The sequence below is a fragment of the Rhodovulum sp. ES.010 genome, assembly GCF_900142935.1.
GTDB lineage: Bacteria > Pseudomonadota > Alphaproteobacteria > Rhodobacterales > Rhodobacteraceae > Rhodovulum.
On record NZ_FSRS01000001.1, the window covers coordinates 2,561,854 to 2,584,313 of the forward strand.

Sequence of the window (22,460 nt, forward strand, 5' to 3'; positions counted from 1 at the left end):
CGTGATGGCGGATGCCGGCCGCCGTTGCTCCGGCCGCTGGTAAAGCAAAGTCGCACAGCCGCGCAAGGTCAACTTGCCGGGCGGCCGCGGGGCGTCGGTCGGCAACCGCGTCAAACCGGCGGCCACGCCGATCCTTCTCGGCCGTCGCGATCGGCTGGCGGGGCGCTTGTCCTCCGCCGATGCGTGCCCGGAACAAGAGCCCGCAACCGACGCCGCCGGGTTGGGCCGCGCGAGCCCATGCCGCGCATCTGCGGCAAAAACCCTGCGAGCGGGCTGCGCGGCGCGCTTGCCGAAAGCGCATCCACGCCTGGCACGGCCCATGGGCGCAGCGCCGATCTTGCAGCTCGATCCCGGAAGTGGTGAGCCGTGCAGGATTCGAACCTGCGACCCACTGATTAAAAGTCAGTTGCTCTACCAACTGAGCTAACGGCCCACTTGAGGCCTGTTCCCTAGAAAAACCGCGCGGGGGGGTCAAGGGCAAAAACCGCGACGATCGCACCGTGCGGCTGGATTCGTTCCGGCCGCGGGGTTATATCCCCGGCCCATGGTCGAGACACCTCCACAGAACGGCCTGCCCTTCATGAAGATGCACGGGCTGGGCAACGACTTCGTCGTGATCGACGCGCGGGCTGGCGCGGTGCGCCCGGCCCCCGCTCTCGTCGCGGCCATCGCCGACCGGCACCGGGGCGTGGGCTTCGACCAGCTCGCGGTGATCGAGGCGGCCCAGGACGCCGATGCGCGGCTGACCTTCTACAACGCCGACGGCTCGCCCTCGGCCACCTGCGGCAACGCCACGCGCTGCATCGCGCGCCACCTGATAGACGAGACCGGAAAGGCCGAACTGACGCTCGTGACCGAGCGGGGCCGCCTCGCGGCCCGGGACGCGGGCGGCGGGCGGACCTCGGTGAACATGGGGCAGCCGGTGCTCGACTGGCAGGCGATCCCGCTGGCCGAAGCGGTCGATCCCGACCACCTGCCGCTCGCGGGCGACCCGGTGGCCACCGGCATGGGCAACCCGCACTGCACCTTCTTCGTGCCCGATGCCGAGGCGGTGGACCTCGCGACCTTCGGCCCCGCCCACGAAACCCTGCCGCTGTTCCCCGCGCGCACCAACGTGCAGGTCGTGCATCCGGCAGGCCCCGACCGGCTGCGGATGCGCGTCTGGGAGCGGGGCACGGGCATCACCCTGGCGTCGGGGTCGTCCTCCTGCGCCGTCGCGGTCGCCGCCGCCCGCCGCGGGCTGACGGGCCGGCGGGTCACGGTAGAGCTGGACGGCGGATCGCTCGATATCGACTGGCGCGCCGATGGCGTCTGGATGACCGGCGAGACGATGCATGTCTTCGACGGCGTCTTCACCCCCGCCTTCCTGGAGTCGGCCTGATGGACCGCGCCGCCCCCCGCTTCACCACGCTCGGCTGCCGGCTGAACGCCTATGAGAGCGAGGCGATGAAGGAGCTCGTGACCGCCGCGGGGGTGGAGAACGTGCAGGTGGTCAACACCTGCGCTGTGACGGCCGAGGCGGTGCGCAAGGCCCGCCAGGAAATCCGCCGGCTGCGCCGCGCGCACCCGCGCGCGACGATCGTCGTGACAGGCTGCGCCGCCCAGACCGACCCGGACCGGTTCGCCGCGATGGACGAGGTGGACCTCGTCCTCGGCAATGCCGAGAAGATGCGGGGCGAAACCTGGACGCGGCTGGCCGGGCCCGATTTCATCGGCGCCACCGAAAAGGTGATGGTCGACGACATCATGGCGGTGCGCGAGACGGCGGGCCACCTGATCGACGGGTTCGGCACGCGGTCCCGCGCCTATGTCCAGATCCAGAACGGCTGCGACCACCGCTGCACCTTCTGCATCATCCCCTATGGCCGGGGCAATTCGCGGTCGGTCCCCGCGGGCGTGGTGGTGGACCAGATCGCGCGCCTGGCGGAGCGCGGCTACAACGAGGTGGTGCTGACCGGCGTGGACCTGACCAGCTGGGGCGCCGACCTGCCCGGCGGCCCGCGGCTGGGCGCGCTGGTGCGGCGCATCCTGAACCTGGTGCCCGGCCTGCAGCGGCTGCGCATCTCGTCCATTGACTCCATCGAGGCCGACCCCGCGCTGATGGCCGCGATCGCCGAGGAAGACCGGCTGATGCCGCATCTGCACCTGTCGCTGCAGGCCGGCGACGACCTGATCCTGAAACGGATGAAGCGCCGCCATTCGCGCGCCGACGCCATCCGCTTCTGTCAGGAGGCGCGGCGCCTGCGCCCGGACATGACGTTCGGCGCCGACATCATCGCGGGCTTCCCGACCGAGACCGAGGCGATGTTCGACAACTCCCTGCGGCTCGTCGAGGAGTGCGGGCTGACCTGGCTGCATGTCTTTCCCTATTCCCCGCGCCCCGGCACCCCGGCCGCCCGGATGCCGCAGGTGGACGGCAATGCGATCAAGGACCGCGCCGCGCGGTTGCGCGCGGCGGGCAAGGCGCAGGTCGCAACCCACCTTGCCGCGCAGGTGGGCCGCACCCACCGCATCCTGACGGAAAGCCCCCGCATGGGCCGGACCGAACAGTTCACGGAAGTCGATTTCGCCGCCGACCGGCCCGTGGGCCGGATCGTCACCGCCAGCGTCACCGGCCATGACGGGACGCGACTTCAGGCGGAATAGGGTCTGTTTGTGTCCGAAATCACTCGTGAATGGACAGGCGCCGGGCGCTCGCCTATCTTTAAGGCATGCGAACAGGAACCGCCTGAGATGCCTCTGCCCCTCGCCCCGATCGCCAGCGTCGCGCTGCGCTACGGTCTCCGCTACGGCGCGGTTGCCGTGGCGGCCTATGCGCTCAGCCACCGCTCGCGCACGCCGCTGCGGCGCGACCAGCGCGCCGAGGATGCGATGGACGAGATGCACGAGGGGCTGCATTTCCGCCGCGAGGACGAACAGGTGAACAGCGGCGCGCGGTTCAAGCGCACGCTTCGCTTCGGCCATGACGGCCCCGGGGTCGAGATCGACGCCAGCGCGCTCGGCCGCGTCCGCCTCCGCCGCGTGTGATGCGGCTTTACGACAACCCGGCCTCGCCGTTCTGCCGCAAGGTCCGGATCGTCCTGATCGAAACCGGCCTGACCGACCAGGTCGAGATCGTGCCGGCGGCAGGCCACGCGCTCGACACCGGGCGCATGCCGCTCAGCGAGAACCCGCTGGGCAAGATCCCCGTTCTGACCCGCGCCGACGGCCCCGCGCTCTATGACAGCCGGGTGATCTGCCGGTATCTCGACGCGCTCGCCGGGGGCGGGCTCTACCCCGACAGCCGCCTGTGGGAGGTGCTGACGCTGGAGGCCACCGCCGAGGGCATCATGGATGCCGCGGTGCTGATGGTCTACGAACACCGCTGCCGCCCCGAGGCCGCGCAGAGCCCCGCCTGGGTCGAGGCGCAATGGTCCAGGATCACCCGCGCGCTGGACGCGGTCGAGGCGCGCTGGACCAGCCACCTCGCCGGCAAGCTCACCATCGCCCAGATCGCCCTGGGCGCGGGCCTGGGCTATCTCGACTTCCGCCATGGCGACCGCGACTGGCGGGCCGGCCGGCCCGCCCTCGCCGCGTGGGAGTCGCAGTTCGCCACCCGCCCGGCGATGCGCGAGACCGCGCCCGGCGCGTGACGGCGCGCTCAAAACCGCGTGAGCGAAACGGGCGCCGCAGGACGCAATCCCGCGCTGTCACTGCGGTCTAACGTCTCAGAACGCTTCTAAAACGCCAGATTCCTCTGGCTGCATGCACGGGCGGCGGGTATACGGCAGTCGACCGGATTCCGATCCGGCCTCCGGCCCGCGCTGCGCGACTATGTCCGCTGGACGCAAATAGGCGTGGAGGCTAGGTAACTCTGGTAAACGGCCGGGCTTTCAGCCCTGGCACGTTTTGTAGAATCGACCGGGCAACCGGTCATGGAAAGGAGCATTCTCGTGTCTCACGCAGAAGATACCGACGGCACCCGCCGCGATTTCCTTTACTACGCCACGGCGGGCGCCGCTGCTGTTACCGCGGGCGCGGCTGTCTGGCCGCTGGTCGACCAGATGAACCCCTCCGCCGACGTGCAGGCGCTGAGCTCGATCCGGGTGGACATCTCGTCGGTGATGGAAGGCCAGCAGCTGACGGTCAAATTCCTCGGCAAGCCCGTGTTCATCCGCCAGCGCACCCAGGAAGACATCGAGCTCGCCCGCTCGGTGGATCTCGACGACCTCGTCGACACGGTCGCCCGCAACCCCAACCTCGAGGGCAACGCCGCGGCGACCGACGACAACCGCACGCTGGATGCCGAGGGCAAGTGGCTGGTGATGATCGGCGTCTGCACCCATCTGGGCTGCGTTCCGATCGGCAACCAGTCGGGCGATTACGGGGGCTGGTTCTGCCCCTGCCACGGGTCGCACTATGACTCGGCCGGCCGCATCCGCAAGGGCCCGGCGCCCGAGAACCTCTACATCCCGGTCGCGGCCTTCGTGGACGAGACGACCATCCAACTCGGTTAAGGGAGCAGCCGATGTCCGGTATTCCTCACGATCACTACGAGCCGAAATCGGGCTCCGAGAAGTGGCTGCACCGGCGCCTGCCGGTCGTCAGCCTGATCTACGACACGCTCATGATCCCCACCCCCAAGAACCTCAACTGGATGTGGATCTGGGGCGTCGTCCTGTTCTTCGCCCTGGTGCTGCAGATCGTCACCGGCATCGTGCTGGCGATGCATTACGTGCCGCATGCCGACATGGCCTTCACCTCGGTCGAGCACATCATGCGCAACGTGAACGGCGGCCATTTCCTGCGCTACCTGCACTCCAACGGCGCCTCGCTGTTCTTCATCGCGGTCTACCTGCACATCTTCCGCGGCATCTACTACGGCTCCTACAAGACGCCGCGCGAGGTGACCTGGATCATCGGCATCCTGATCTACCTGGCGATGATGGCGACCGCGTTCATGGGCTACGTCCTGCCCTGGGGGCAGATGTCGTTCTGGGGCGCCACCGTGATCACCGGCCTGTTCGGCGCGATCCCGTGGATCGGCGACGACATCCTGATCTGGCTGCAGGGCGGCCCGGCGGTCGGCAACCCGACGCTGACCCGCTTCTTCTCGCTGCACTACCTGCTGCCCTTCGTGATCCTGGGGCTGTCGATCGTCCATGTCTGGGCGTTCCACACCACCGGCAACAACAACCCCACCGGGGTCGAGGTGCGCCGCAGCTCGAAGGCCGAGGCCGACAAGGACACCCTGCCATTCTGGCCCTACTTCGTGATGAAGGACCTGTTCGCCCTCGGCGTGGTTCTGATCGTGTTCCTCGCGGTCGTCGGCTTCATGCCCAACTACCTGGGCCACCCCGACAACTACATTCCGGCCGACCCGATGGTGACGCCGGCGCATATCGTGCCCGAATGGTACTTCCTGCCGTTCTACGCGATCCTGCGCGCCTTTGACGGCGAGGTCTGGGTGGTGCAGCTGCTCGACTGGATGTCCTTCGGCGTGATCGATGCCAAGTTCTTCGGCGTGCTCGCGATGTTCGGCTCGATCATCGTGATGGCGCTGCTGCCCTGGCTCGACACCTCGAACGTCCGTTCGGGCCGCTACCGGCCGATGTTCAAGATCGCGTTCTGGGTCTTCGTCATCGACTTCTTCGTCCTGATGTGGGCAGGCGCCATGCCGGCCGAGGGCCTCTACCCGACCATCGCGCTGATCGGTTCGGCGGTCTGGTTCGCCTTCTTCCTCGTGGTGCTGCCGGTGCTCGGCGTGATCGAAAAGCCGCTGCCGCAGCCCGAAACCATCGAGGAAGACTTCAACGCCCATTACGGCGAGGGGGCGGCCACCGGTTCCGCCGCCAGCCCCACCCCCGCCGAGTGACAGAAGGGATCGCATCAGATGTTGATGAAACGCACGATCGCCGCGCTGACCGCCCTGACCCTCGGGGCGGGCGGCGCGCTCGCCGCCGGCGAAGGCGGGCATGTCCGGGACTTCGATTTCTCGTTCGAGGGTCCCTTCGGCAAGTATGACCAGGCGCAACTCCAGCGCGGCCTGCAAATCTATACCGAGCTCTGCTCGGCCTGCCACGGGCTGGAACGGGTGCCGTTCCGCACGCTGGCGGACCCGGGCGGCCCGTCGCTGAGCCAAGAGGCGATGCGGGAATACACCTCGACCTGGGAAGTCTACGACGAGGCGAACGACGAGTGGGTCGAGGCCAAGCCGGTCGATCACTTCCCCGAGTCGATGGACCCGAACGCCCCAGACCTCAGCCTGATGGCCAAGGCGCGCGCGGGCTTCCACGGGCCGGGCGGCACCGGTCTCAACCAGCTCTTCAAGGGGATGGGCGGCCCGGAATACATCGCGACCTACCTGATCTCGTTCACAGACGATACGAAGGACGAGGCGGGCTCGTTCTTCTATTACAACGAGGTGTTCCCCGACAACTGGAGCCAGATGGCGCCGATCCTCTACGGCGAGGACGTGTTCTATGCCGACGGCACCGAGGCCACGATGGAGCAGGAGGCGCAGGACGTCGCCGCGTTCCTGATGTGGGCGGCCGAGCCCAAGATGATGCAGCGCAAGCAGGCGGGCTTCATCTCGGTCGGGTTCCTCACCGTGCTGACGGTGCTGCTCTACCTCACCAACAAGCGGCTCTGGGCGCCCTACAAGCCCAAGAAAGAGGTCTAGGCCGGGCACCGCCCGTCGGATCCGAAAGCGCGCCCCGCGGGGCGCGCTTTTTCGTTGCGGCACGGCTCAGCCGAGATAGGCGCGCAGCACCGGCGGCGGGTCGGACAACAGCGCCCCGGTCGGGCGCGGCGGCGTGGCGCGGCCCTCGGCGACCACCACCGTCTCCCCGGCGATGGCGCGCGCATCGGCCGGATCGTGCGTGACCAGCAGAACGGTCGCCCCGGTCTCGCCGGCGATCCGGGCCACAAGCGCCAGCATCTCGGCCTTCAGCGCGGGGCCGAGCGCGGCGAAGGGTTCGTCCAGCAGCATCAGCGGCCGGTTCCGCAACAGCATCCGGGCCAGCCCGACGCGCCCCCGCTGCCCGCCCGACAGCGCCGCCGGTTTCCGCGCCCCGAGCCCGGACAGCCCGACCCGGTCCAGCACCTCCTCGACCCGCGCCCGGTCGGCGGCCGTCAGCCGCAGGTCGGGCTTCAGCCCCAGCGCCACGTTCCGGAACGCCGTCAGGTGCGGAAACAGGTTGTTGTCCTGGAACAGCATCGACAGCGGCCGCGCGCCGGGCGGCCGCGGCGCAAGGTCCTCGCCGTCCCACAGCACGCGCCCCGAGGTCGGCGGCAGAAAGCCCGCGATCACGTCCAGCAGGGTGGATTTCCCGGCCCCGGACGGCCCCAGCAGGGCCACGATGCGCCCGGTCTCGATGGCCAGGTCGGCCTCCAGCCGGAACGCGCCCTGCGCGATCACCAGCCGCTCAAGCCTCAGCATTCACGCGCCCCCCACGGTCGAAGACCCAGAACAGCGCGAGGCTGAGGGCCAGCAACACCAGCGCCGCGCCCGCCGCCGCCTCCATCCGGTAGGCGCCCATCAGCCGGTAGAGCTGCAGCGGCAGCGTCGCCTGGGACGGGTCGGCGAAAAGCGCAATCACGCCCAGATCGCCCATCGACAAGGCCGCCGACAGGCCCAGCGCGAACCCGATGGGCCGGCGCAACCGCGGCAGCAGAACGAGGCGCAGCCGCGCCATGCCGGTCATCCCGACGCTGTCGGCCAGACGGCCGAAGCCCGCCTCGGTCTCGGCCACGGCCGGCACCAGCGCGCGCAGCGCGAAGGGCAGGCTCATCGCCGCATTCACCAGCGCCGTGACCGGCAGCGCCAGCGCGACCGGGTCGGCCACCGGGTACAGCAGGATGAACAGCCCCGTCCCCATCACCAGCGGCGAGGCCGCGATCGACAGCGTGCCCGCCGCCTGCAGCGCCGCGCCCCGCGCACGCCCCAGCCGCGCCGCCGCCACCGCCATCGGCAGCGCCAGCGCCAGCGTCAGCGCCGCCGAGCCCAGCGCGACGGCCAGCGACCGCAGCGCCGCCTGCCAGACCGAGGGCGGCAGCGCCGCGACCCCGCCGATCCCGCGCAGCAGGATCATCGCCAGGGGCAGGATCAGGAACAGCCCCGCCAGGGCCAGCCACGCGGTATCCTGCAGCCGAAGCGCCCGGCTGTCCGCGTCCCACCGCGCCACCGGCCTGTCGAGCCCCGCGCCGAAGCCCCCCGGCACCGTCACGGCAAGGGCCAGCACCGCGGCCAGCGCGCAAAGGCCGAACTGCAGCAGCGACAGGAGCGCGGCATGGCCCAGGTCGAACTCGAACCGGAACGCCTGGTAGATCGCCAGTTCCACCGTGGTCGCCCGCGGCCCGCCCCCCAGCGTCAGCGCCACGGCGAAACTGGTGGTGCAGATCAGGAAGACGACCAGGAACGCCCCCGGCAGAACCGCGCGCAGCATCGGCCATTCCAGGCGCCGCGCGACCTCCCCCGGCCCGAAGCCCAGGGCGGCGGCCAGCCGGAACCGCTCGGCCGGGATCGCCAGCCAGCCTTGCAGGATCAGCCGGGTCGCCAGCGGCAGGTTGAAGAAGACATGCGCCAGCACGACCCCTTCCAGCCCGTAGATGTCGATGGGGCCGAGGCCGAACACCGCCAGCGCCCGGCTGACCAGCCCGCCCCGCCCGAACACCGCCAGCAGGCCGATGACCGCAACGATCACCGGCAGGATGAAGGGCGCGCCCAAGAGCGTGATCAGCAGCCCGCGCCCCGGGAACCGCCGCCGCGCCAGGGCACGCGCGACCGGCACCGCCAGGGCGACGCTCAGCGCCGCCGAGATCAGCGCCTGTGTCACCGTGAACCGCAGCGCCGCCCAGTCCGCCGGGCCAAGCGCCGCCGCCCCCTCGGCCCGCCAGGCCACCGCGCCAAGCGTGCCCAGCGTCAGCGCCAGCATCACCCCGCCGGCGCCGACCCCGGCCCACACCCCTAGCGGCTGAGCGCGGCGCGCCATGCGGCCATCGCCTCGTCCCGAATGGCATCCGCCTCCCCGGCCGGAAGCAGAAGGGCGGTTTCGGGCCGGATCAGGGTCTCGAACCCGTCCGGCAGGCCGCCCTCGGGCGTCACCGCCGGATACATCCAGTTGGTCGTCGGGATCACCGACTGGAAGGCGTCGGACAGCATGAAGCCGAGGAAGGACCGCGCCAGGTCCGGCTGGTCCGAGCTGGCCACGCGCCCCGCCACCTCGATCTGCATGTAATGCCCTTCCTCGAACGCGGCGGCGGCCTTGGTCTCGTCGCCCTCCGCGATCAGGTGATAGGCGGGCGAGGTGGTGTAGCTCAGCACCATGTCGGCTTCGCCGTCGATGAACATGCCGTAGGCCTCGGACCAGCCCTTGGTGACCGTCAACACATGCGGCGCAAGCCCCGCCCAGATCTCGGGCGCGCGGTCGCCATACGCGGCCTCGACCCAGTAGAGCAGGCCGAGCCCCGGCGTGGAACTGCGCGGGTCCTGGATCACGATCTTCAGATCGTCGGACGCGGCGGTCAGGTCCTCGAAGCTGCCGGGCACGTCCTCCAGCCGGGCGGTGTCGTAGACGAATGCGAAATAGCCCCAGTCATAGGGCAGGAAGGTCTCGTCCTGCCAGTCCACCGGAAGGTCGAGCTCCGGCGGCTCGATCCCGTGGGGCGCGAAGAGCCCGCTCTCCGCGGCCGCCGCGGTCAGGTTGGTGTCGAGCCCCAGCACGACATCCGCCTCGGTGCGCGCCCCTTCCAGCCGCAGCCGCGCCAGAAGCGCGGCGCTGTCGCCGGCCGCCACGAAGCGCAGGTCGCAGCCGCAGACCTCCTCGAAGGCGGCTTCCACCTGCGGCCCCGGCCCCCATTCGGAGACGAAGCTGTCATAGGTATAGACGGTGAGCACGGGGGTTTGCGCCCAGGCCGCGCCGGCGCAGCACAGCCCCGCGGCGATGATCGGAAATCTCATGGTCCTCCTCCTTTGCAGGGGCGGACGGGCAAGGGTGGATGTTCTCCATGGACCTTCCCTCCGCCGGTTCTAACCGGGTCAGGTTCGACGGGTTCGCGCAGGCGCGCATCTCAGCCCCATGGGGCACCCCGAGGTAAGCCGAACCCTAGAGCGCGCCCCCGCCCCGCGCAAGGGAAAGCGCTTGAGGGGGAAGGGCGGCACGGCTATGCCGGAGGCGCTGAGAGGAGAGCCCGCCCATGAGCCTCAACACGTTCGGCCACCTGTTCCGGGTCACCACCTGGGGCGAAAGCCACGGCCCCGCGCTGGGGGCCACGGTGGACGGCTGCCCGCCGGGCGTCGCGCTGGACGCGGGCGCGCTGCAACACTGGCTCGACCGCCGGAAGCCGGGGCAGTCCAAGTTCACCACCCAGCGGCGCGAGGCCGACGCGGTCGAAATCCTGTCGGGCGTGTTCGAGGGACAGACCACCGGCACGCCGATCCAGCTGATGATCCGCAACACCGACCAGCGGTCCAAGGATTACGGCGACATCGCCGAGAAATTCCGCCCCGGCCATGCCGACATCACCTACTGGCAGAAATACGGCATCCGCGACCATCGCGGCGGCGGCCGGTCATCGGCGCGCGAGACGGCGGCGCGGGTGGCCGCGGGCGGCGTGGCGCGGGCGGCGCTGGCGGCGCTTGCGCCCGGGGTCACGATCACCGGCTACATGGTGCAGATGGGGCCGCACGCCATCGACCGCGACCGCTTCGATTGGGCCGAAATCGGGTCGAATCCGTTCTGGGTCCCGGATGCGCAGGCCGCCGCCGACTGGGCCGATTATCTCGACACGCTCCGCAAGGCGGGCAACTCGGTCGGGGCGGTGATCGAGGTCGCGGCCCAGGGCGTGCCCCCCGGCCTCGGCGCGCCGGTCTACGGCAAGCTCGACACCGATCTGGCGGCTGCGATGATGAGCATCAACGCGGTGAAGGGCGTCGAGATCGGCGAGGGCATGGCCGCGGCCGCGCTCACCGGCAGCGCGAATGCCGACGAGATATTCATGGGCGAGGATGGCCGCCCGGCCTATTCCTCGAACCATGCCGGCGGCATCCTCGGCGGCATCTCGACCGGCCAGGAGATCGTGCTGCGCTTCGCGGTCAAGCCGACCTCCTCGATCCTGACGCCGCGCCGGACGATCACGAAGTCGGGCGAACCGGCCGAAATCGTCACCAAGGGCCGCCACGACCCCTGCGTCGGCATCCGCGCGGTGCCGGTCGGCGAGGCGATGATGGCCTGCGTCCTGCTCGACCACCTGCTGCTGCACCGCGGCCAGGTGGGCGAAAACCGCGGGAAGATCGGCTAACGGAACTTCAGCACGACGAAGGCCGCAAAAGCGCGGCGATCGGATTTCGGAACCCTCTGGAAGGCGCTTATCGCCTCCTCGACCCGTTTGATGAGGACAAGCACCTCGCTTCGCGTGAAGCGCGACCCGGGATCGTAATCGGCGCGATGCCGCGCGTCTTGCGCCTCTATGAAGAGAGCCGCGAAATCCTCAACATCCTTCGGGAATCTCTTGATCGTTCCGTTCTTGCATTGGTTCTTGGCCTGACCGTGGTCGATTGCACGATAGGCCTGCAACCAGGCCGGCTGCGAGCGCGCGCTCTTGGTGCTGCCGATGAGCATATCGGCGGTATTCCGGCACATCGCGTGGAAGACCGCATAATAGGCCGTGCTGACTGCGCGTTTCAGATCGGTCTGCCGGGGTTTCCCTGTAGCCTTGGCCAATCGTCTGGCCGTGGCAATGAGATCGGTCGGCTTCAGGCCGCTTCCCCCTCGAAATCAGCCTGTGAGATGAATCGGGTGTAGGGGAAGCGCTCGTCTCCCAAGTCGAAGAGACGAGACCGAAGATGTCTCGTGATCCCTGACAGCTTCGCGGCGTCCAAATCCTTGATTTCGGAGTCGAAGACCACCCTGACGAAGAAGACCTGATCGCCGTCGTGATCTTGCCCTTCTTCGACATCGACCCGTACGATCCTGACGTCCGCAAAGCGGTCACGAACCACTTCCTCGATGGCCTTTGCAATATTTTCCATAGCTTTAGGCCCCGCTCTCCGCCGTGCGCGTCATTTTATAACATGTAAGTCGTCTTGTGAATCCCTCAACGGCCCGTCGTTTTGACGGCGCTGAGCGTCTGCTTCGACAGCTGCACCGCGAGGATGCCGGCCATGATCACCGCCACACCGGCCACGTCCAGCGGCCCCAGCCGTTCGCCCAGCAGGATCGCCGCGATCGTCACCCCGAAGAACGGGCTGAGAAAGTGGAAGGTCGCGGCCCGCACCGCGCCCACCCGGCGGACCAGCAGGAACCAGATCAGCGTCGCGATCAGGCCGGGGAACAGCGTGGTATAGGCGAAGGCCGCGATCAGCTTCCAGCTCCATGTAACGGCCCAGGTCTCGCCGGCGGCCAGGGCCGCGACCTCCAGCGCCGCCGCGCCCATCAGCATCTGCAGCCCCACGATCATCAGAACGTTGCCGCCCGAGGACGCGCTGCGCACGGCAAGCGTGGCGGCGGTCAGCGCGAAGACCCCGGCGATGCACAGCGCCAGCCCGTAGAGGTCCACCCCTTGCGTGATCCGGCTGCCCATGATGATCGCGACACCCGCGAACCCGATGGCCAGCCCCAGCATGCCCAGCGGCCGCACCCGCTCGCCCAGCACGATCCAGCCGAACAGCGCGACCAGCAGCGGCATGGTCGAGGCGATGATCGCGGCCATCGACGCCTCCAGCGTCTGCATCGCGACGAAGTTCAGGCCGAGATAGAGACCGTTCTGCGCGATCCCGAACAGCGCGGTCGCCTGCCATTGCGCGCGGGTCAGCCGCCAGCTCTGCCCCAGCGCCAGCGCGATCCCCACGCCCAGGCACCCGGAAATCAGGAACCGCAGCGCGAGCGCGCTGAGCGGCGGCGCATCCGCCACGATGATCCGCGCCGAGGTGAAGGCCGAGGCCCAGATGAAGGCGAAGGCCAGCCCCATCGCCAGCGCGCGGAAATCCATGCATCCTCCCGAAACGAAAAGGGTCGCCCATGGGCGACCCTATACCGTTTGCCGATCCCGACAAATGTGCAAGCGCTCAGTCGTTGACGCTGTCCTTCAGCGCCTTGGCGATGGTCACCTTGACGACCTTGTCGGCCTCTTTCTTGAACTGCTCGCCGGTGGCGGGGTTGCGCACCATGCGCTCGGGGCGTTCGCGGCAGTAGATCTTGCCCACACCCGGCAGGGTCACGGCACCGCCGGCCGCCACCTCGCGGGTGATGATTCCGGTGATCGCGTCCAGCGCGGTGGACGCGGTCTTCTTGTCGGCCCCCATCTCTTCGGCCAGGGCCGCAACCAGCTGGGTCTTGGTCATCGGTTTCGCCATGTACGGTCTCCTCGTCTTGCCCTCTATGGGGGCTCATTTGCGCAGAATAACGCGATATTGCGGATCAACACAACGATTTGTGGTCGAAAACCGTCCTTTCGGACGCATTTTGTGGGCATTTTCCGGCTAAAGGAACGCCGTTTCCTCGAAGCTGCGCAGTTTCCGGCTGTGGATGCGTTCCAGCGGCATGTCGCGCAGGAGTTCCATCGCGCGGATCCCGATCGCCAGATGGCGCGACACCTGCGTCTTGTAGAAGTCGCTGGCCATGCCCGGCAGCTTCAATTCGCCATGCAGCGGCTTGTCCGAGACGCAGAGCAGCGTGCCGTAGGGCACCCGGAACCGGAACCCGTTGGCCGCGATCGTGGCGCTTTCCATGTCCAGCGCGATGGCGCGGGATTGCGACAGGCGCTGCACCGGGCCGGACTGGTCGCGCAGCTCCCAGTTGCGGTTGTCGATGGTCGCCACGGTGCCGGTCCGCATGATCCGTTTCAGATCGAACCCTTCCAGCCGGGTGATCTCCTCCACCGCGTCTTCGAGGGCCACCTGGATCTCGGCCAGCGCCGGGATCGGCACCCACACCGGCAGATCGTCGTCCAGCACGTGATCATCGCGCAGATAGCCATGGGCCAGCACGAAATCGCCCAGCCGCTGGGAATTCCGCAAGCCGGCGCAATGGCCGACCATGATCCAGGCATGCGGGCGCAGCACCGCGATATGGTCGGTCGCAGTCTTGGCGTTGGACGGCCCCACGCCGATATTGACCAGCGTCACGCCCTGACCGTCGGCCCGCTTCAGGTGAAAGGTCGGCATCTGCGGCAGCTTCGCGGGCATCGGCAGCGGATCGTCGGGCCCCGAGATCTCGGCATTGCCGGGGCCGACCAGCGCGACATAGCCGCTGTCGGGATCGCGCAGCGCGGCCCGGGCGAAGGCTTCGAACTCCTCGACATAGAACTGGTAGTTGGTGAACAGCACGTGGTTCTGGAAATGCTCGGGCGCGGTCGCGGTGTAATGCGCCAGCCGCGCCAGAGAATAGTCCACCCGCTGCGCGGTGAACGGCGCCAGCGGCCGCGGCGCACCCTCGGCGGGCTTCGCCAGGCCGTTGACGATGTCGTCGTTCGTGGTGGTCAGGTCCGGCACGTCGAAGAGATCGCGCAGCGGAAAGTCCAGCACCCCCTCTTGCGGCACGGTCAGACCGGCATCGCCGCCCACCGCGAAATGCACCGGGATCGGCGTGTCCGACGGCCCGATCACCACCGGCTGGCCGTGGTTCCCGACCAGAAGCCCGATCTGCTGGCGCAGGTAATTGGCGAAGAGGTCGGGCCGGGTCACCGTCGCGGCATAGGTGCCCGGCTCGGCCACGTGGCCGAAGCTCAGCCGGCTGTCCACCTGCGCATGGGTCGCGGTGGAAAACCGGATCTCGGGATAGACGGCGCGGAACCGGGCGCGCGGGGTGCGGCCGGTCAGCGTTTCCCGGAACCGCGCGCGCAGGAATTCGGTCGCGGCGTCGTAGATCTCCACCAGCCGCGCGACCGCCGCCTCCGCATCGGTAAACGCCTCGGCTGCGGGCACATCCGGGCTCTCGACGGGCAGATCGACGGCGGTATCGGGCATTGGCGGTCTCGTTCGGCAGGGCGCTTGCGTCCGGGCTCAACTCTCACGCTTTGGGTGCGCCGCGCAAGCCCCGGAACCGCGCGGGGTTGCCCCGCCGGCCCTGCGGACCCATTTTCTGCCCCATGACAGACACTCTTCTTTCCATAGGTCACGGCTATTCCGCGCAGGCGCTGGCCGCCAGGCTCTGCCCCGGCTGGCGGGTCATCGGCACCACGCGCGACGCGGCAAAGGCCGCGGCCCTCCGCGCCGCGGGGGTGGAGCCGCTGGTCTGGCCCGGCACCGACCTCGCGCCGGCGCTGGACCGCGCGACCCATCTGCTCAGTTCCGTTCCGCCGGGGCCCCAGGGCGACCCGGTCGTGGCGGAACTGGAGGCGCAGTTGCGCGCCGCGGATCACCTGGAATGGGTCGGATATCTCTCCACCACCGGGGTCTATGGCGACCATGACGGCGGCTGGGTGGACGAAAGCACACCGCTTTCCCCCACGACCTCGCGCGGGCAGGCCCGCGTCGCGGCCGAGGCGGCCTGGGCCGCGCTGGGTCTGCCGCTGCACATCTTCCGCTTGGCGGGTATCTACGGCCCTGGCCGCTCGCCGCTGGACCGCGTGCGCGCAGGCACCGCGCGGCGTATCGTCAAGCCGGGCCAGGTCTTTTCCCGCATCCATGTCGAGGACATCGCGCAGGTGCTGGCCGCCTCGATGGCCCGGCCACGGCCGGGCGCGGTCTACAATGTCGCCGATGACGAACCCGCCCCGCCGCAGGACGTGATCGCCTTCGCCGCGCGGATGCTGGGCCGGCCGCTGCCGCCGGAAACCCCCTTCGAAGAGGCCGACCTCAGCCCGATGGCGCGCAGCTTCTATGCCGAGTCCAAGCGGGTGGCGAACAACCGGATCAAGGCGGAACTGGGCGTTCACCTGCGCCACCCGGACTACCGCACCGGGCTCGCCGCCGAAGTCGAGACCGAACGCGACGCCCGCCGCAAGGCCTGAGCCGGGCGCGCGGCGGCCCGGCCATCCCGCCGGGAAACGCCCGCAACCGCCGGGCGCCCGTGGACCGTCCGGGCGGCTACGCCCGTTTGGCCATGCGATCCGCCGCGCCGAGCACCTCGACCACCTTCGCCTCGATCTCCGGCGCGTTGAGCCCGGCCACCGCATACATGTCCGCCGGGCTCGCCTGGTCGATGAAGATGTCGGGCAGCACCATCGAACGATAGGTGAGCCCGGCGTCGAACACCCCGTTCTCGGCGAGCAATTGCGCGACATGGCTGCCGAAGCCGCCCACCGCGCCCTCCTCGATGGTAATCAGCGCGGCATGGTCGCGCGCAAGGCCCAGGATCATCTCCTCGTCCAGCGGCTTGGCGAAGCGCGCATCGGCGATCGTCGGCGTGATGCCGCGGGCCTCCAGCGCCTGCGCGGCCTCGCGCACCTCCTTCAGCCGCGCGCCGAAGTTCAACAGCGCGACCCGCTCGCCCTCCTGCACGATCCGGCCCTTGCCGATTTCCAGCGGCACGCCCTTCTCGGGCAGGTCCACGCCCACGCCCTCGCCGCGGGGGAAGCGGAAGGCGATGGGGCCCTCGTCATGGGCCACGGCGGTCGCCACCATGTGCACCAGTTCCGCCTCGTCGGCGGCGGCCATCACCACGAATCCCGGCAGGTTCGCCAGGAACGCGGTATCGAAAGCGCCCGCATGGGTCGGCCCGTCGGCGCCGACCAGCCCCGCCCGGTCGATGGCGAAGCGCACCGGCAGGCGCTGGATCGCCACGTCATGCACGATCTGGTCATAGCCGCGCTGCAGGAAGGTGGAATAGATCGCGCAGAACGGCTTTTGCCCGCCCGCCGCCAGCCCGGCCGAGAAGGTCACCCCGTGCTGTTCGGCAATGCCGACATCGAAACACCGCTCGGGGAACCGTTCGGCAAACAGGTTCAGCCCGGTCCCGTCGGGCATCGCCGCGGTCACCGCGCAGACCTTGCGATCCGCCCGGGCCTCGGCGATCAGCGCGTTGGCGAAGACCTTGGTATAGCTCGGCGCGTTGGCCGGCGTCTTCTTCTGCTCGCCGGTGGCGATGTCGAACTTGGCCACGCCATGCCCGCAATCGGGCGCGTTCTCGGCCGGGCCGTAGCCCTTGCCCTTCTTCGTGATCGCGTGGATCAGCATCGGCCCCGTCGCGCGCGCCTTGACCGTGCGCAGGATCGGCAAGAGCTGGTCGAGGTCGTGCCCGTCCACCGGCCCGACATAGGAAAACCCCAGCTCCTCGAACAGCGTGCCGCCCACGGTGACATGCTTGATCAGGTCCTTGGCGCGCTTGGCGCCCTCCTGGAACGGCGCGGGCAGGAAGTTCACGGCGCCCTTGGCGATGGACTTGAACTCCTGGAACGGCGCGCCGGTATAAAGCCGGTTGAGGTAGTTCGACATCGCCCCCACCGGCGGCGCGATCGACATCTCGTTGTCGTTCAGGATCACGATCATCCGGGTGCCCAGATGGCCGGCATGGTTCAGCGCCTCATAGGCCATCCCCGCCGACAGCGCGCCGTCGCCGATCACCGCGATCGCGTCGCCCACGCCCGCCTCGGGCGCGGTGCCCAGGTCGCGCGCGACGGCGTAGCCCAGCGCCGAGGAAATGGAGGTGGACGAATGCCCCGCCCCGAAGGCGTCGTACTCGCTTTCCTTCATCTTGCAGAAGCCCGACAGCCCGTCCTTCTGCCGAAGCGTGCGGATGCGGTCGCGCCGCCCGGTCAGGATCTTGTGCGGGTAGCACTGGTGGCTGACGTCCCAGATCAGCCGGTCGCGCGGCGTGTCGAACACGGCGTGCAACGCCACCGTCAGCTCCACCACGCCCAGCCCCGCGCCCAGGTGGCCGCCGGTTTCGGAGACCGCGGAAACCGTTTCCTGCCGCAGCTCGGTGGCGAGTTGCTTCAGTTCGGTATCCGACAGGGCTTTGAGGTCGGTCGGGCTGGAAACGCGGTCGAGCAGCGGTGTCTGCGGGCGGTCGGTCAAGGTTTCAGCCCTCCTGGGCGGGTTTCAGGTGTCCCGCGCAATAACGAAGCGGGCGGTCTCCCGCAAGATATCGGCCCGCGCGCCGAACGGGGCGAGCGCGTCGCAGGCCTCGTCCACCAAGGTGCGCGCCCGCGCTTTCGCGCCGTCGAGACCCAGAAGCGACACGAAGGTCGCCTTGCCCGCCTCGGCATCCTTCTGCACGCGCTTGCCGGTCTTGGCGGCCTCGCCTTCCACATCAAGGATGTCGTCGGCGATCTGGAAGGCCAGGCCCAGCGCGCTCGCATAGGTTGACAAGGGCGCGATCTCGGCCCGACCCAGCCGCGCGCCGGCCTCGGCCGACCAGCGGATCAGCGCGCCGGTCTTGTTGGCCTGCAACTCGGTGATCTCGTCCAGCGTCAGCGGCCGCCCGGCGCTTTCGGCGGCGATATCCTGCGCCTGGCCCAGCACCATCCCGTCGATCCCGCTGGCCCGCGCCAGCGACGACACCAGGTCGATCCGCACGCCCGCGTCCGGGTGGCAGGCGGGGTCCGACACCAGTTCGAAGGCCAGCGTCTGCAACGCGTCGCCGACCAGGAGCGCCGTGCCCTCGTCCCATTTCACATGCACCGTGGGCTGGCCCCGGCGCAGGTCGTCGTCGTCCATGCAGGGCATGTCGTCATGCACGAGGCTGTAGGCATGCACCGCCTCGATGGCCGCCGCCGCATGCACCGCGTCATCCGCCGGCACCCCGTAAAGCGCCGCGCCCTCGATCACCAGGAACCCGCGCAGCCGCTTGCCGCCCGACACCGCATAGCGCATCGCCCGCGTCACCGGCTGGTCGGCCCGGTCGGCCAGCGCCGCGATCAGCCGGGCCTCGATCAGCGTCGCGGCGTCCTTCAGCTGCGACTGGAACATCTCACATCCCCTCGACGGGGGTGGTGCCCGTGGCGTTGCCCTCGGCATCGGCCGTGATCTGGGCGACCTTTTCCTCGGCGGCCTTCAGTTTCTTCTCGCAGTGCCGTTTCAGCTCCGCCGCGTGTTCCGACAGCTTGATCGAGTCCTCCAGCGGCACGTCGCCCTGTTCCAGCGCGGCCACCGCGTCCTCCAGCGCCTTCATCGCCTCTTCGAACGTCATCTCGGACACCGGCTTGTCGCTCATGCTCCCCGCTCCATCAGCACCCGCACATGGGCCGCCACACAGGCGCCCAGCGCATCCAGATCATAGCCACCCTCCAGTGTCGAGACCATCCGGCCGCCGCAATGCGCGTCCGCGATGTCGCAGAGCCGTTCGGTCACCCAGGCGAAATCCTCCACGCCCAGGTCGAGCTGCGCCAGCGGGTCGGCGCGGTGCGCATCGAACCCGGCCGACACCAGGACAAGGTCCGGCGCGAACGCGTCGAGCCGGGGCAGCACCTGTCGTTCGATTTCAGCGCGAAACCGGGCCCCGTCGGCATGGGGCGGCAACGGCACGTTCAGCACGTTGTCATGGGCGCCGCGTTCTTCCGGCGCGCCGGTGAACGGCCAAAGCGGCATCTGGTGGCTCGACACGAACAGCGCGCGCGGCTCGTCCCACAGGATGTCCTGGGTGCCGTTGCCGTGATGCACGTCGAAATCCACCACCGCGACGCGGGTCAGCCCGTGGTGGTCCAGCGCATGTTTCGCCGCGATCGCGGCATTGGAAAACAGGCAGAACCCCATCGCGCGGGTCGCCTCGGCGTGGTGGCCGGGCGGGCGGATCGCGCAAAAGGCGTTTCGCACCTCCCCCGCCTGCAACATGTCGACGGCGTGCAGATTGGCGCCCAGCCCGCGCAGGATCGCCTCCAGCGAGCCCGGCGAAAGGTAGGTATCGGGGTCGAGCTGCGCCCAGCCCGAGGCCGGGATCGCCGCCTTCACCGCGTCGAGATAGCCCCGGCCGTGGCCGCGCAGCACGTCCGCGTCGCCGGCCAAAGGCGCCTCTTCGCGCACCAGCAGCGTGAACTCGGGCGCGGTCAGCGCCTCGTTCACCGCCTCGATCCGGGCCACCCGCTCGGGATGCCCCGGCGGGGTGACATGGCCGAGGCTCGCCGAATGAGAGATCAGCGCCGTGGTCATGGGGGGAGGCTAGGGGGGCGCCGCCCGCGCGGCAAGGCTCAATCCGGCGCCAGCATGTAGCCCGAGCCGCGCACCGTCTGCAGGTAGCGTGGCTGTTTCGGATCGAGTTCCAGCTTGCGCCGCAGCCGGGTGATCTGGACGTCCACCGCGCGTTCCTGCGCCTGCCCGCCGTCGCGCCCCAGCTCTTCCACCAGCCGCGTGCGGCTGACCGCCTCGCCGGGACAGGCCGAGAAGATGCGCATCAGCTGCGCCTCGGTCGCGGTCAGGCGCACCCGCTCCTCCCCCTGCCACAGCTCGCCGCGCGAGACGTCGTAGCGCACCGGGCCGAGATGCAGCACCTTGGGCAGGTCGATCGCCTCGGTCACGACCGGCACCCGCCGCAGGATGGCGTTGATTCGCAGCAGCAGTTCCTTCGGCTCGAAGGGTTTGGGCAGGTAGTCGTCGGCCCCCGCCTCCAGCCCCGCGATCCGGTCCGAGGTCTCGCCCCGCGCCGTCAGCAGCAGGATCGGCGTGGCGCAGTGTTGCCGGAACGCCCGCGCAAACGCGATGCCGTCCTCCCCCGGCATCATCACGTCCAGCACGATCAGGTCGAACTCCAGCCCCGCCAGCAGCTTGCGCGCATGCGCGGCGTCGCGCGCGGCGCTGACCCAGAAGCCCTGGCGCACCAGGAACTTGCGCAGCAGCTCGCGGATGCGCGCGTCGTCGTCCACGATCAGCAGGTGAAGGTCGGCCTCGCCGTTCATTTGCCGCCATCCGCCAGCCGATGGAAATGCCGCCGCATCTCGGGGTCCATCATCGCCTCCAGTACCTGGCGAAACCCCGCCACCGCCGTCGGCCCCGCCGCACGGTAAGCCGCGCGCATCCGCTCGCGCTGGGCGTCCGACAATTGCTGCTCCAGCGCCTCGCCCGTCTCGGTCAGGTACAGGTGCCGCTCGCGCTTGTCGCGGTGGCCCACCCGGCTTTCCACCAGCCCGTCCTCGATCAGCGCGCGCAGCACCCGGTTCAGCGACTGCTTCGTGACGCCGAGGATGCCCAGCAGGTTGTTGACCGTCGTCCCCGGCGCGCGGTGGATGAAATGGATCGCCCGGTGATGCGCCCGGCCATAGCCGTGCTCTTCCAGGATGCGGTCGGGATCGGCGGTGAACCCGCGATAGGCGAAGAACATCGCCTCGATCCCCTTCCGCAACTGCTCGTCGGTCAGGAACAGCAGACTCTCGCCGCTCTTCTGCGTGACCGCGGATGCGCCCTGGGCCATGCCGCCCTCCCCTAGGTTTCACCCCTGACCAATTCCCGGCGATCTTATGTCAGCCTTGTTGACTTTCCAAGACTCAACTGCTAGCGAACCGTGAATTTGGCGCAACATTATGCCCGATGCGGACCTAATTCGCGCAACATTCGCAAAGCCAACCGCCCCCGAGGGGCAAGACGAAGGGAAAGGCCATGTCTGGCTACGACGACCGCGACGGCTTCATCTGGATGGACGGGAAACTGGTGCCCTGGCGCGAGGCCAACGTGCACATCCTGACCCACGCGATGCACTACGCCTCGTCGGTATTCGAGGGCGAGCGGGCCTATGGCGGCACCATCTTCAAGTCGCGCGACCATTCCGAGCGGCTTAAGCGCTCCGCCGACCTGATCGATTTCGAGATCCCCTGGACGGTCGACCAGATCGAGGCCGCCAAGGCCGAGGTGATGCAGGCCAACGGCCTGACCGATGCCTATGTCCGCGCCGTCGCCTGGCGCGGCGCGGGCGAGGACATGGGCGTCGCCAGCGCCCGCAACCCCGTGCGCACCGCCATCGCGGTCTGGGAATGGGGCGCCTATTACGGCGACGCCAAGCTGAAGGGCGCCAAGCTGGACGTTTCCAAGTGGAAGCGCCCCAGCCCCGAGACCGCGCCCAGCCAGGCCAAGGCCGCCGGGCTCTACATGATCTGCACCATGTCCAAGCACACCGCCGAGGCGAAGGGCTGTTCCGACGCGATGATGTTCGACTATCGCGGCTACGTGGCCGAGGCGACGGGCGCCAACATCTTCTTCGTGAAGGATGGCGAGGTCCACACGCCGAAACCCGACTGCTTCCTCAACGGGATCACCCGCCAGACCGTGATCGGCCTGTTGGAGGACCGCCAGATCAAGGTGCATGAACGCCATATCGAGCCCGCCGAACTCGAAGGCTTCCAGCAATGCTGGCTGACCGGCACCGCCGCCGAGGTCACGCCCGTCGGCCAGATCGGCGACTACGCTTTCGAGGTGGGCAGCCTCGCCCGTGAAATGGTCGACAGCTACGAGAAACTGGTGCGCGCCTGAGTTCTGACGGTCCATGGCGACCGCCCCGCCTGAGGCCGGGTCCGACACGCGTGCAGGCGGGCGTCCCCGCGGTGCCCGCCCTGCCTGTCGAAAAGGCCAATCGCAACGCGCGCGCTTTGCTGTTAAGAATTGGCTGTGCCTTTGCACG

At 69.1% G+C, this 22,460-nt stretch carries 24 protein-coding genes, 1 tRNA gene and 1 riboswitch; of the genes, 10 read left to right on the plus strand and 15 right to left on the minus strand.

Features of this window, described 5'->3' with window-relative positions; translation table 11 throughout:
- Window positions 1–357 precede the first annotated feature (357 nt).
- Window positions 358–433 (minus strand) — tRNA-Lys (locus BUR28_RS12605).
- Between the two features lie 111 nt (window positions 434–544).
- On the opposite strand from BUR28_RS12605, the gene dapF reads away from it, so the two are divergent.
- The 7 genes from dapF to BUR28_RS12640 all read left to right on the plus strand — a co-directional run bounded on the left by dapF (window position 545) and on the right by BUR28_RS12640 (window position 6,661).
- Complete coding sequence (dapF, locus tag BUR28_RS12610) at window positions 545–1,381, plus strand: diaminopimelate epimerase (protein WP_074220445.1); 837 nt, start codon at window positions 545–547, stop codon at window positions 1,379–1,381.
- Window positions 1,381–2,646 (plus strand): tRNA (N(6)-L-threonylcarbamoyladenosine(37)-C(2))-methylthiotransferase MtaB, encoded by a 1,266-nt coding sequence (mtaB, locus tag BUR28_RS12615; RefSeq protein WP_074220446.1) that lies wholly within the window; start codon window positions 1,381–1,383, stop codon window positions 2,644–2,646. Before dapF ends, mtaB begins: the two co-directional genes overlap by 1 nt.
- 87 nt (window positions 2,647–2,733) lie before the next feature.
- Complete coding sequence (locus tag BUR28_RS12620; protein WP_074220447.1) at window positions 2,734–3,027, plus strand: hypothetical protein; 294 nt, start codon at window positions 2,734–2,736, stop codon at window positions 3,025–3,027.
- Window positions 3,027–3,632, plus strand: coding sequence for a glutathione S-transferase (locus BUR28_RS12625; RefSeq protein ID WP_074220448.1), 606 nt, complete (start codon window positions 3,027–3,029; stop codon window positions 3,630–3,632). The genes BUR28_RS12620 and BUR28_RS12625 overlap by 1 nt, the downstream gene beginning before the upstream one ends.
- 300 nt (window positions 3,633–3,932) lie before the next feature.
- Window positions 3,933–4,496 carry a ubiquinol-cytochrome c reductase iron-sulfur subunit gene (gene petA / locus BUR28_RS12630; protein WP_074220449.1) on the plus strand — a complete coding sequence of 188 codons (564 nt, stop codon included), beginning with the start codon at window positions 3,933–3,935 and terminating at the stop codon, window positions 4,494–4,496.
- 11 nt (window positions 4,497–4,507) lie between these two features.
- On the plus strand, window positions 4,508–5,854 hold the full coding sequence (locus tag BUR28_RS12635; RefSeq protein WP_074220450.1) for a cytochrome b: 1,347 nt from the start codon (window positions 4,508–4,510) through the stop codon (window positions 5,852–5,854).
- An 18-nt stretch (window positions 5,855–5,872) separates the two neighbouring features.
- Window positions 5,873–6,661 (plus strand): cytochrome c1, encoded by a 789-nt coding sequence (locus BUR28_RS12640; protein WP_074220451.1) that lies wholly within the window; start codon window positions 5,873–5,875, stop codon window positions 6,659–6,661.
- A 66-nt stretch (window positions 6,662–6,727) separates the two neighbouring features.
- Here BUR28_RS12640 and BUR28_RS12645 read toward each other — a convergent pair whose 3' ends face one another.
- Genes BUR28_RS12645 through thiB form a run of 3 tightly spaced genes read right to left on the minus strand, consistent with a single transcriptional unit; the run spans window position 6,728 to window position 9,940 of the window.
- Window positions 6,728–7,420, minus strand: coding sequence for a thiamine ABC transporter ATP-binding protein (locus tag BUR28_RS12645; protein WP_074220452.1), 693 nt, complete (start codon window positions 7,418–7,420; stop codon window positions 6,728–6,730).
- On the minus strand, window positions 7,407–8,972 hold the full coding sequence (locus BUR28_RS12650; protein ID WP_074220453.1) for a thiamine/thiamine pyrophosphate ABC transporter permease ThiP: 1,566 nt from the start codon (window positions 8,970–8,972) through the stop codon (window positions 7,407–7,409). The genes BUR28_RS12645 and BUR28_RS12650 overlap by 14 nt, the downstream gene beginning before the upstream one ends.
- Window positions 8,948–9,940, minus strand: coding sequence for a thiamine ABC transporter substrate binding subunit (gene thiB, locus BUR28_RS12655; protein ID WP_074220454.1), 993 nt, complete (start codon window positions 9,938–9,940; stop codon window positions 8,948–8,950). The genes BUR28_RS12650 and thiB overlap by 25 nt, the downstream gene beginning before the upstream one ends.
- 38 nt (window positions 9,941–9,978) lie before the next feature.
- A riboswitch (TPP riboswitch) is annotated at window positions 9,979–10,081 on the minus strand.
- A 95-nt stretch (window positions 10,082–10,176) separates the two neighbouring features.
- On the opposite strand from thiB, the gene aroC reads away from it, so the two are divergent.
- Window positions 10,177–11,280 (plus strand): chorismate synthase, encoded by a 1,104-nt coding sequence (gene aroC / locus BUR28_RS12660; RefSeq protein ID WP_074220455.1) that lies wholly within the window; start codon window positions 10,177–10,179, stop codon window positions 11,278–11,280.
- Here aroC and BUR28_RS12665 read toward each other — a convergent pair.
- From BUR28_RS12665 to BUR28_RS12685, 5 genes are all read right to left on the minus strand, one after another.
- Window positions 11,277–11,702 (minus strand): hypothetical protein, encoded by a 426-nt coding sequence (locus BUR28_RS12665; protein WP_217693526.1) that lies wholly within the window; start codon window positions 11,700–11,702, stop codon window positions 11,277–11,279. The two genes, aroC and BUR28_RS12665, sit on opposite strands and share 4 nt — an antisense overlap.
- Before the next feature lie 32 nt (window positions 11,703–11,734).
- Window positions 11,735–12,010 carry a hypothetical protein gene (locus BUR28_RS12670; RefSeq protein WP_074220457.1) on the minus strand — a complete coding sequence of 92 codons (276 nt, stop codon included), beginning with the start codon at window positions 12,008–12,010 and terminating at the stop codon, window positions 11,735–11,737.
- Window positions 12,011–12,075: 65 nt separating this feature from the next.
- Window positions 12,076–12,969 (minus strand): DMT family transporter, encoded by an 894-nt coding sequence (locus BUR28_RS12675; protein ID WP_074220458.1) that lies wholly within the window; start codon window positions 12,967–12,969, stop codon window positions 12,076–12,078.
- 76 nt (window positions 12,970–13,045) lie between these two features.
- Window positions 13,046–13,333, minus strand: coding sequence for an HU family DNA-binding protein (locus BUR28_RS12680; RefSeq protein WP_074220459.1), 288 nt, complete (start codon window positions 13,331–13,333; stop codon window positions 13,046–13,048).
- 126 nt (window positions 13,334–13,459) lie between these two features.
- Window positions 13,460–14,944, minus strand: coding sequence for an AMP nucleosidase (locus BUR28_RS12685; protein WP_074220460.1), 1,485 nt, complete (start codon window positions 14,942–14,944; stop codon window positions 13,460–13,462).
- 122 nt (window positions 14,945–15,066) lie between these two features.
- Between BUR28_RS12685 and BUR28_RS12690 the strand changes: the two genes are divergently transcribed.
- Window positions 15,067–15,930 carry an SDR family oxidoreductase gene (locus BUR28_RS12690; protein ID WP_074220461.1) on the plus strand — a complete coding sequence of 288 codons (864 nt, stop codon included), beginning with the start codon at window positions 15,067–15,069 and terminating at the stop codon, window positions 15,928–15,930.
- 76 nt (window positions 15,931–16,006) lie between these two features.
- Here BUR28_RS12690 and dxs read toward each other — a convergent pair whose 3' ends face one another.
- Genes dxs through BUR28_RS12720 form a run of 6 tightly spaced genes read right to left on the minus strand, consistent with a single transcriptional unit; the run spans window position 16,007 to window position 21,260 of the window.
- Window positions 16,007–17,935, minus strand: a complete 1,929-nt coding sequence (gene dxs, locus BUR28_RS12695) for a 1-deoxy-D-xylulose-5-phosphate synthase (protein WP_074220462.1) — start codon at window positions 17,933–17,935, stop codon at window positions 16,007–16,009.
- A 24-nt stretch (window positions 17,936–17,959) separates the two neighbouring features.
- Window positions 17,960–18,829, minus strand: a complete 870-nt coding sequence (locus tag BUR28_RS12700; protein WP_074220463.1) for a polyprenyl synthetase family protein — start codon at window positions 18,827–18,829, stop codon at window positions 17,960–17,962.
- A gap of 1 nt (window position 18,830) precedes the next feature.
- A complete protein-coding gene (locus BUR28_RS12705) occupies window positions 18,831–19,073 on the minus strand; it encodes an exodeoxyribonuclease VII small subunit (RefSeq protein ID WP_074220464.1) in 243 nt (80 codons plus the stop codon).
- Window positions 19,070–20,005, minus strand: coding sequence for a histone deacetylase family protein (locus BUR28_RS12710; protein WP_074220465.1), 936 nt, complete (start codon window positions 20,003–20,005; stop codon window positions 19,070–19,072). The genes BUR28_RS12705 and BUR28_RS12710 overlap by 4 nt, the downstream gene beginning before the upstream one ends.
- Window positions 20,006–20,043: 38 nt before the next feature.
- Window positions 20,044–20,748 carry a response regulator gene (locus BUR28_RS12715; RefSeq protein ID WP_074220466.1) on the minus strand — a complete coding sequence of 235 codons (705 nt, stop codon included), beginning with the start codon at window positions 20,746–20,748 and terminating at the stop codon, window positions 20,044–20,046.
- Window positions 20,745–21,260, minus strand: coding sequence for a MarR family winged helix-turn-helix transcriptional regulator (locus tag BUR28_RS12720; RefSeq protein WP_074220467.1), 516 nt, complete (start codon window positions 21,258–21,260; stop codon window positions 20,745–20,747). The genes BUR28_RS12715 and BUR28_RS12720 overlap by 4 nt, the downstream gene beginning before the upstream one ends.
- Window positions 21,261–21,445: 185 nt before the next feature.
- On the opposite strand from BUR28_RS12720, the gene BUR28_RS12725 reads away from it, so the two are divergent.
- Window positions 21,446–22,312: a branched-chain amino acid aminotransferase gene (locus BUR28_RS12725; RefSeq protein ID WP_074220468.1), complete on the plus strand. Its 867-nt coding sequence runs from the start codon at window positions 21,446–21,448 to the stop codon at window positions 22,310–22,312.
- Window positions 22,313–22,460: the final 148 nt, after the last annotated feature.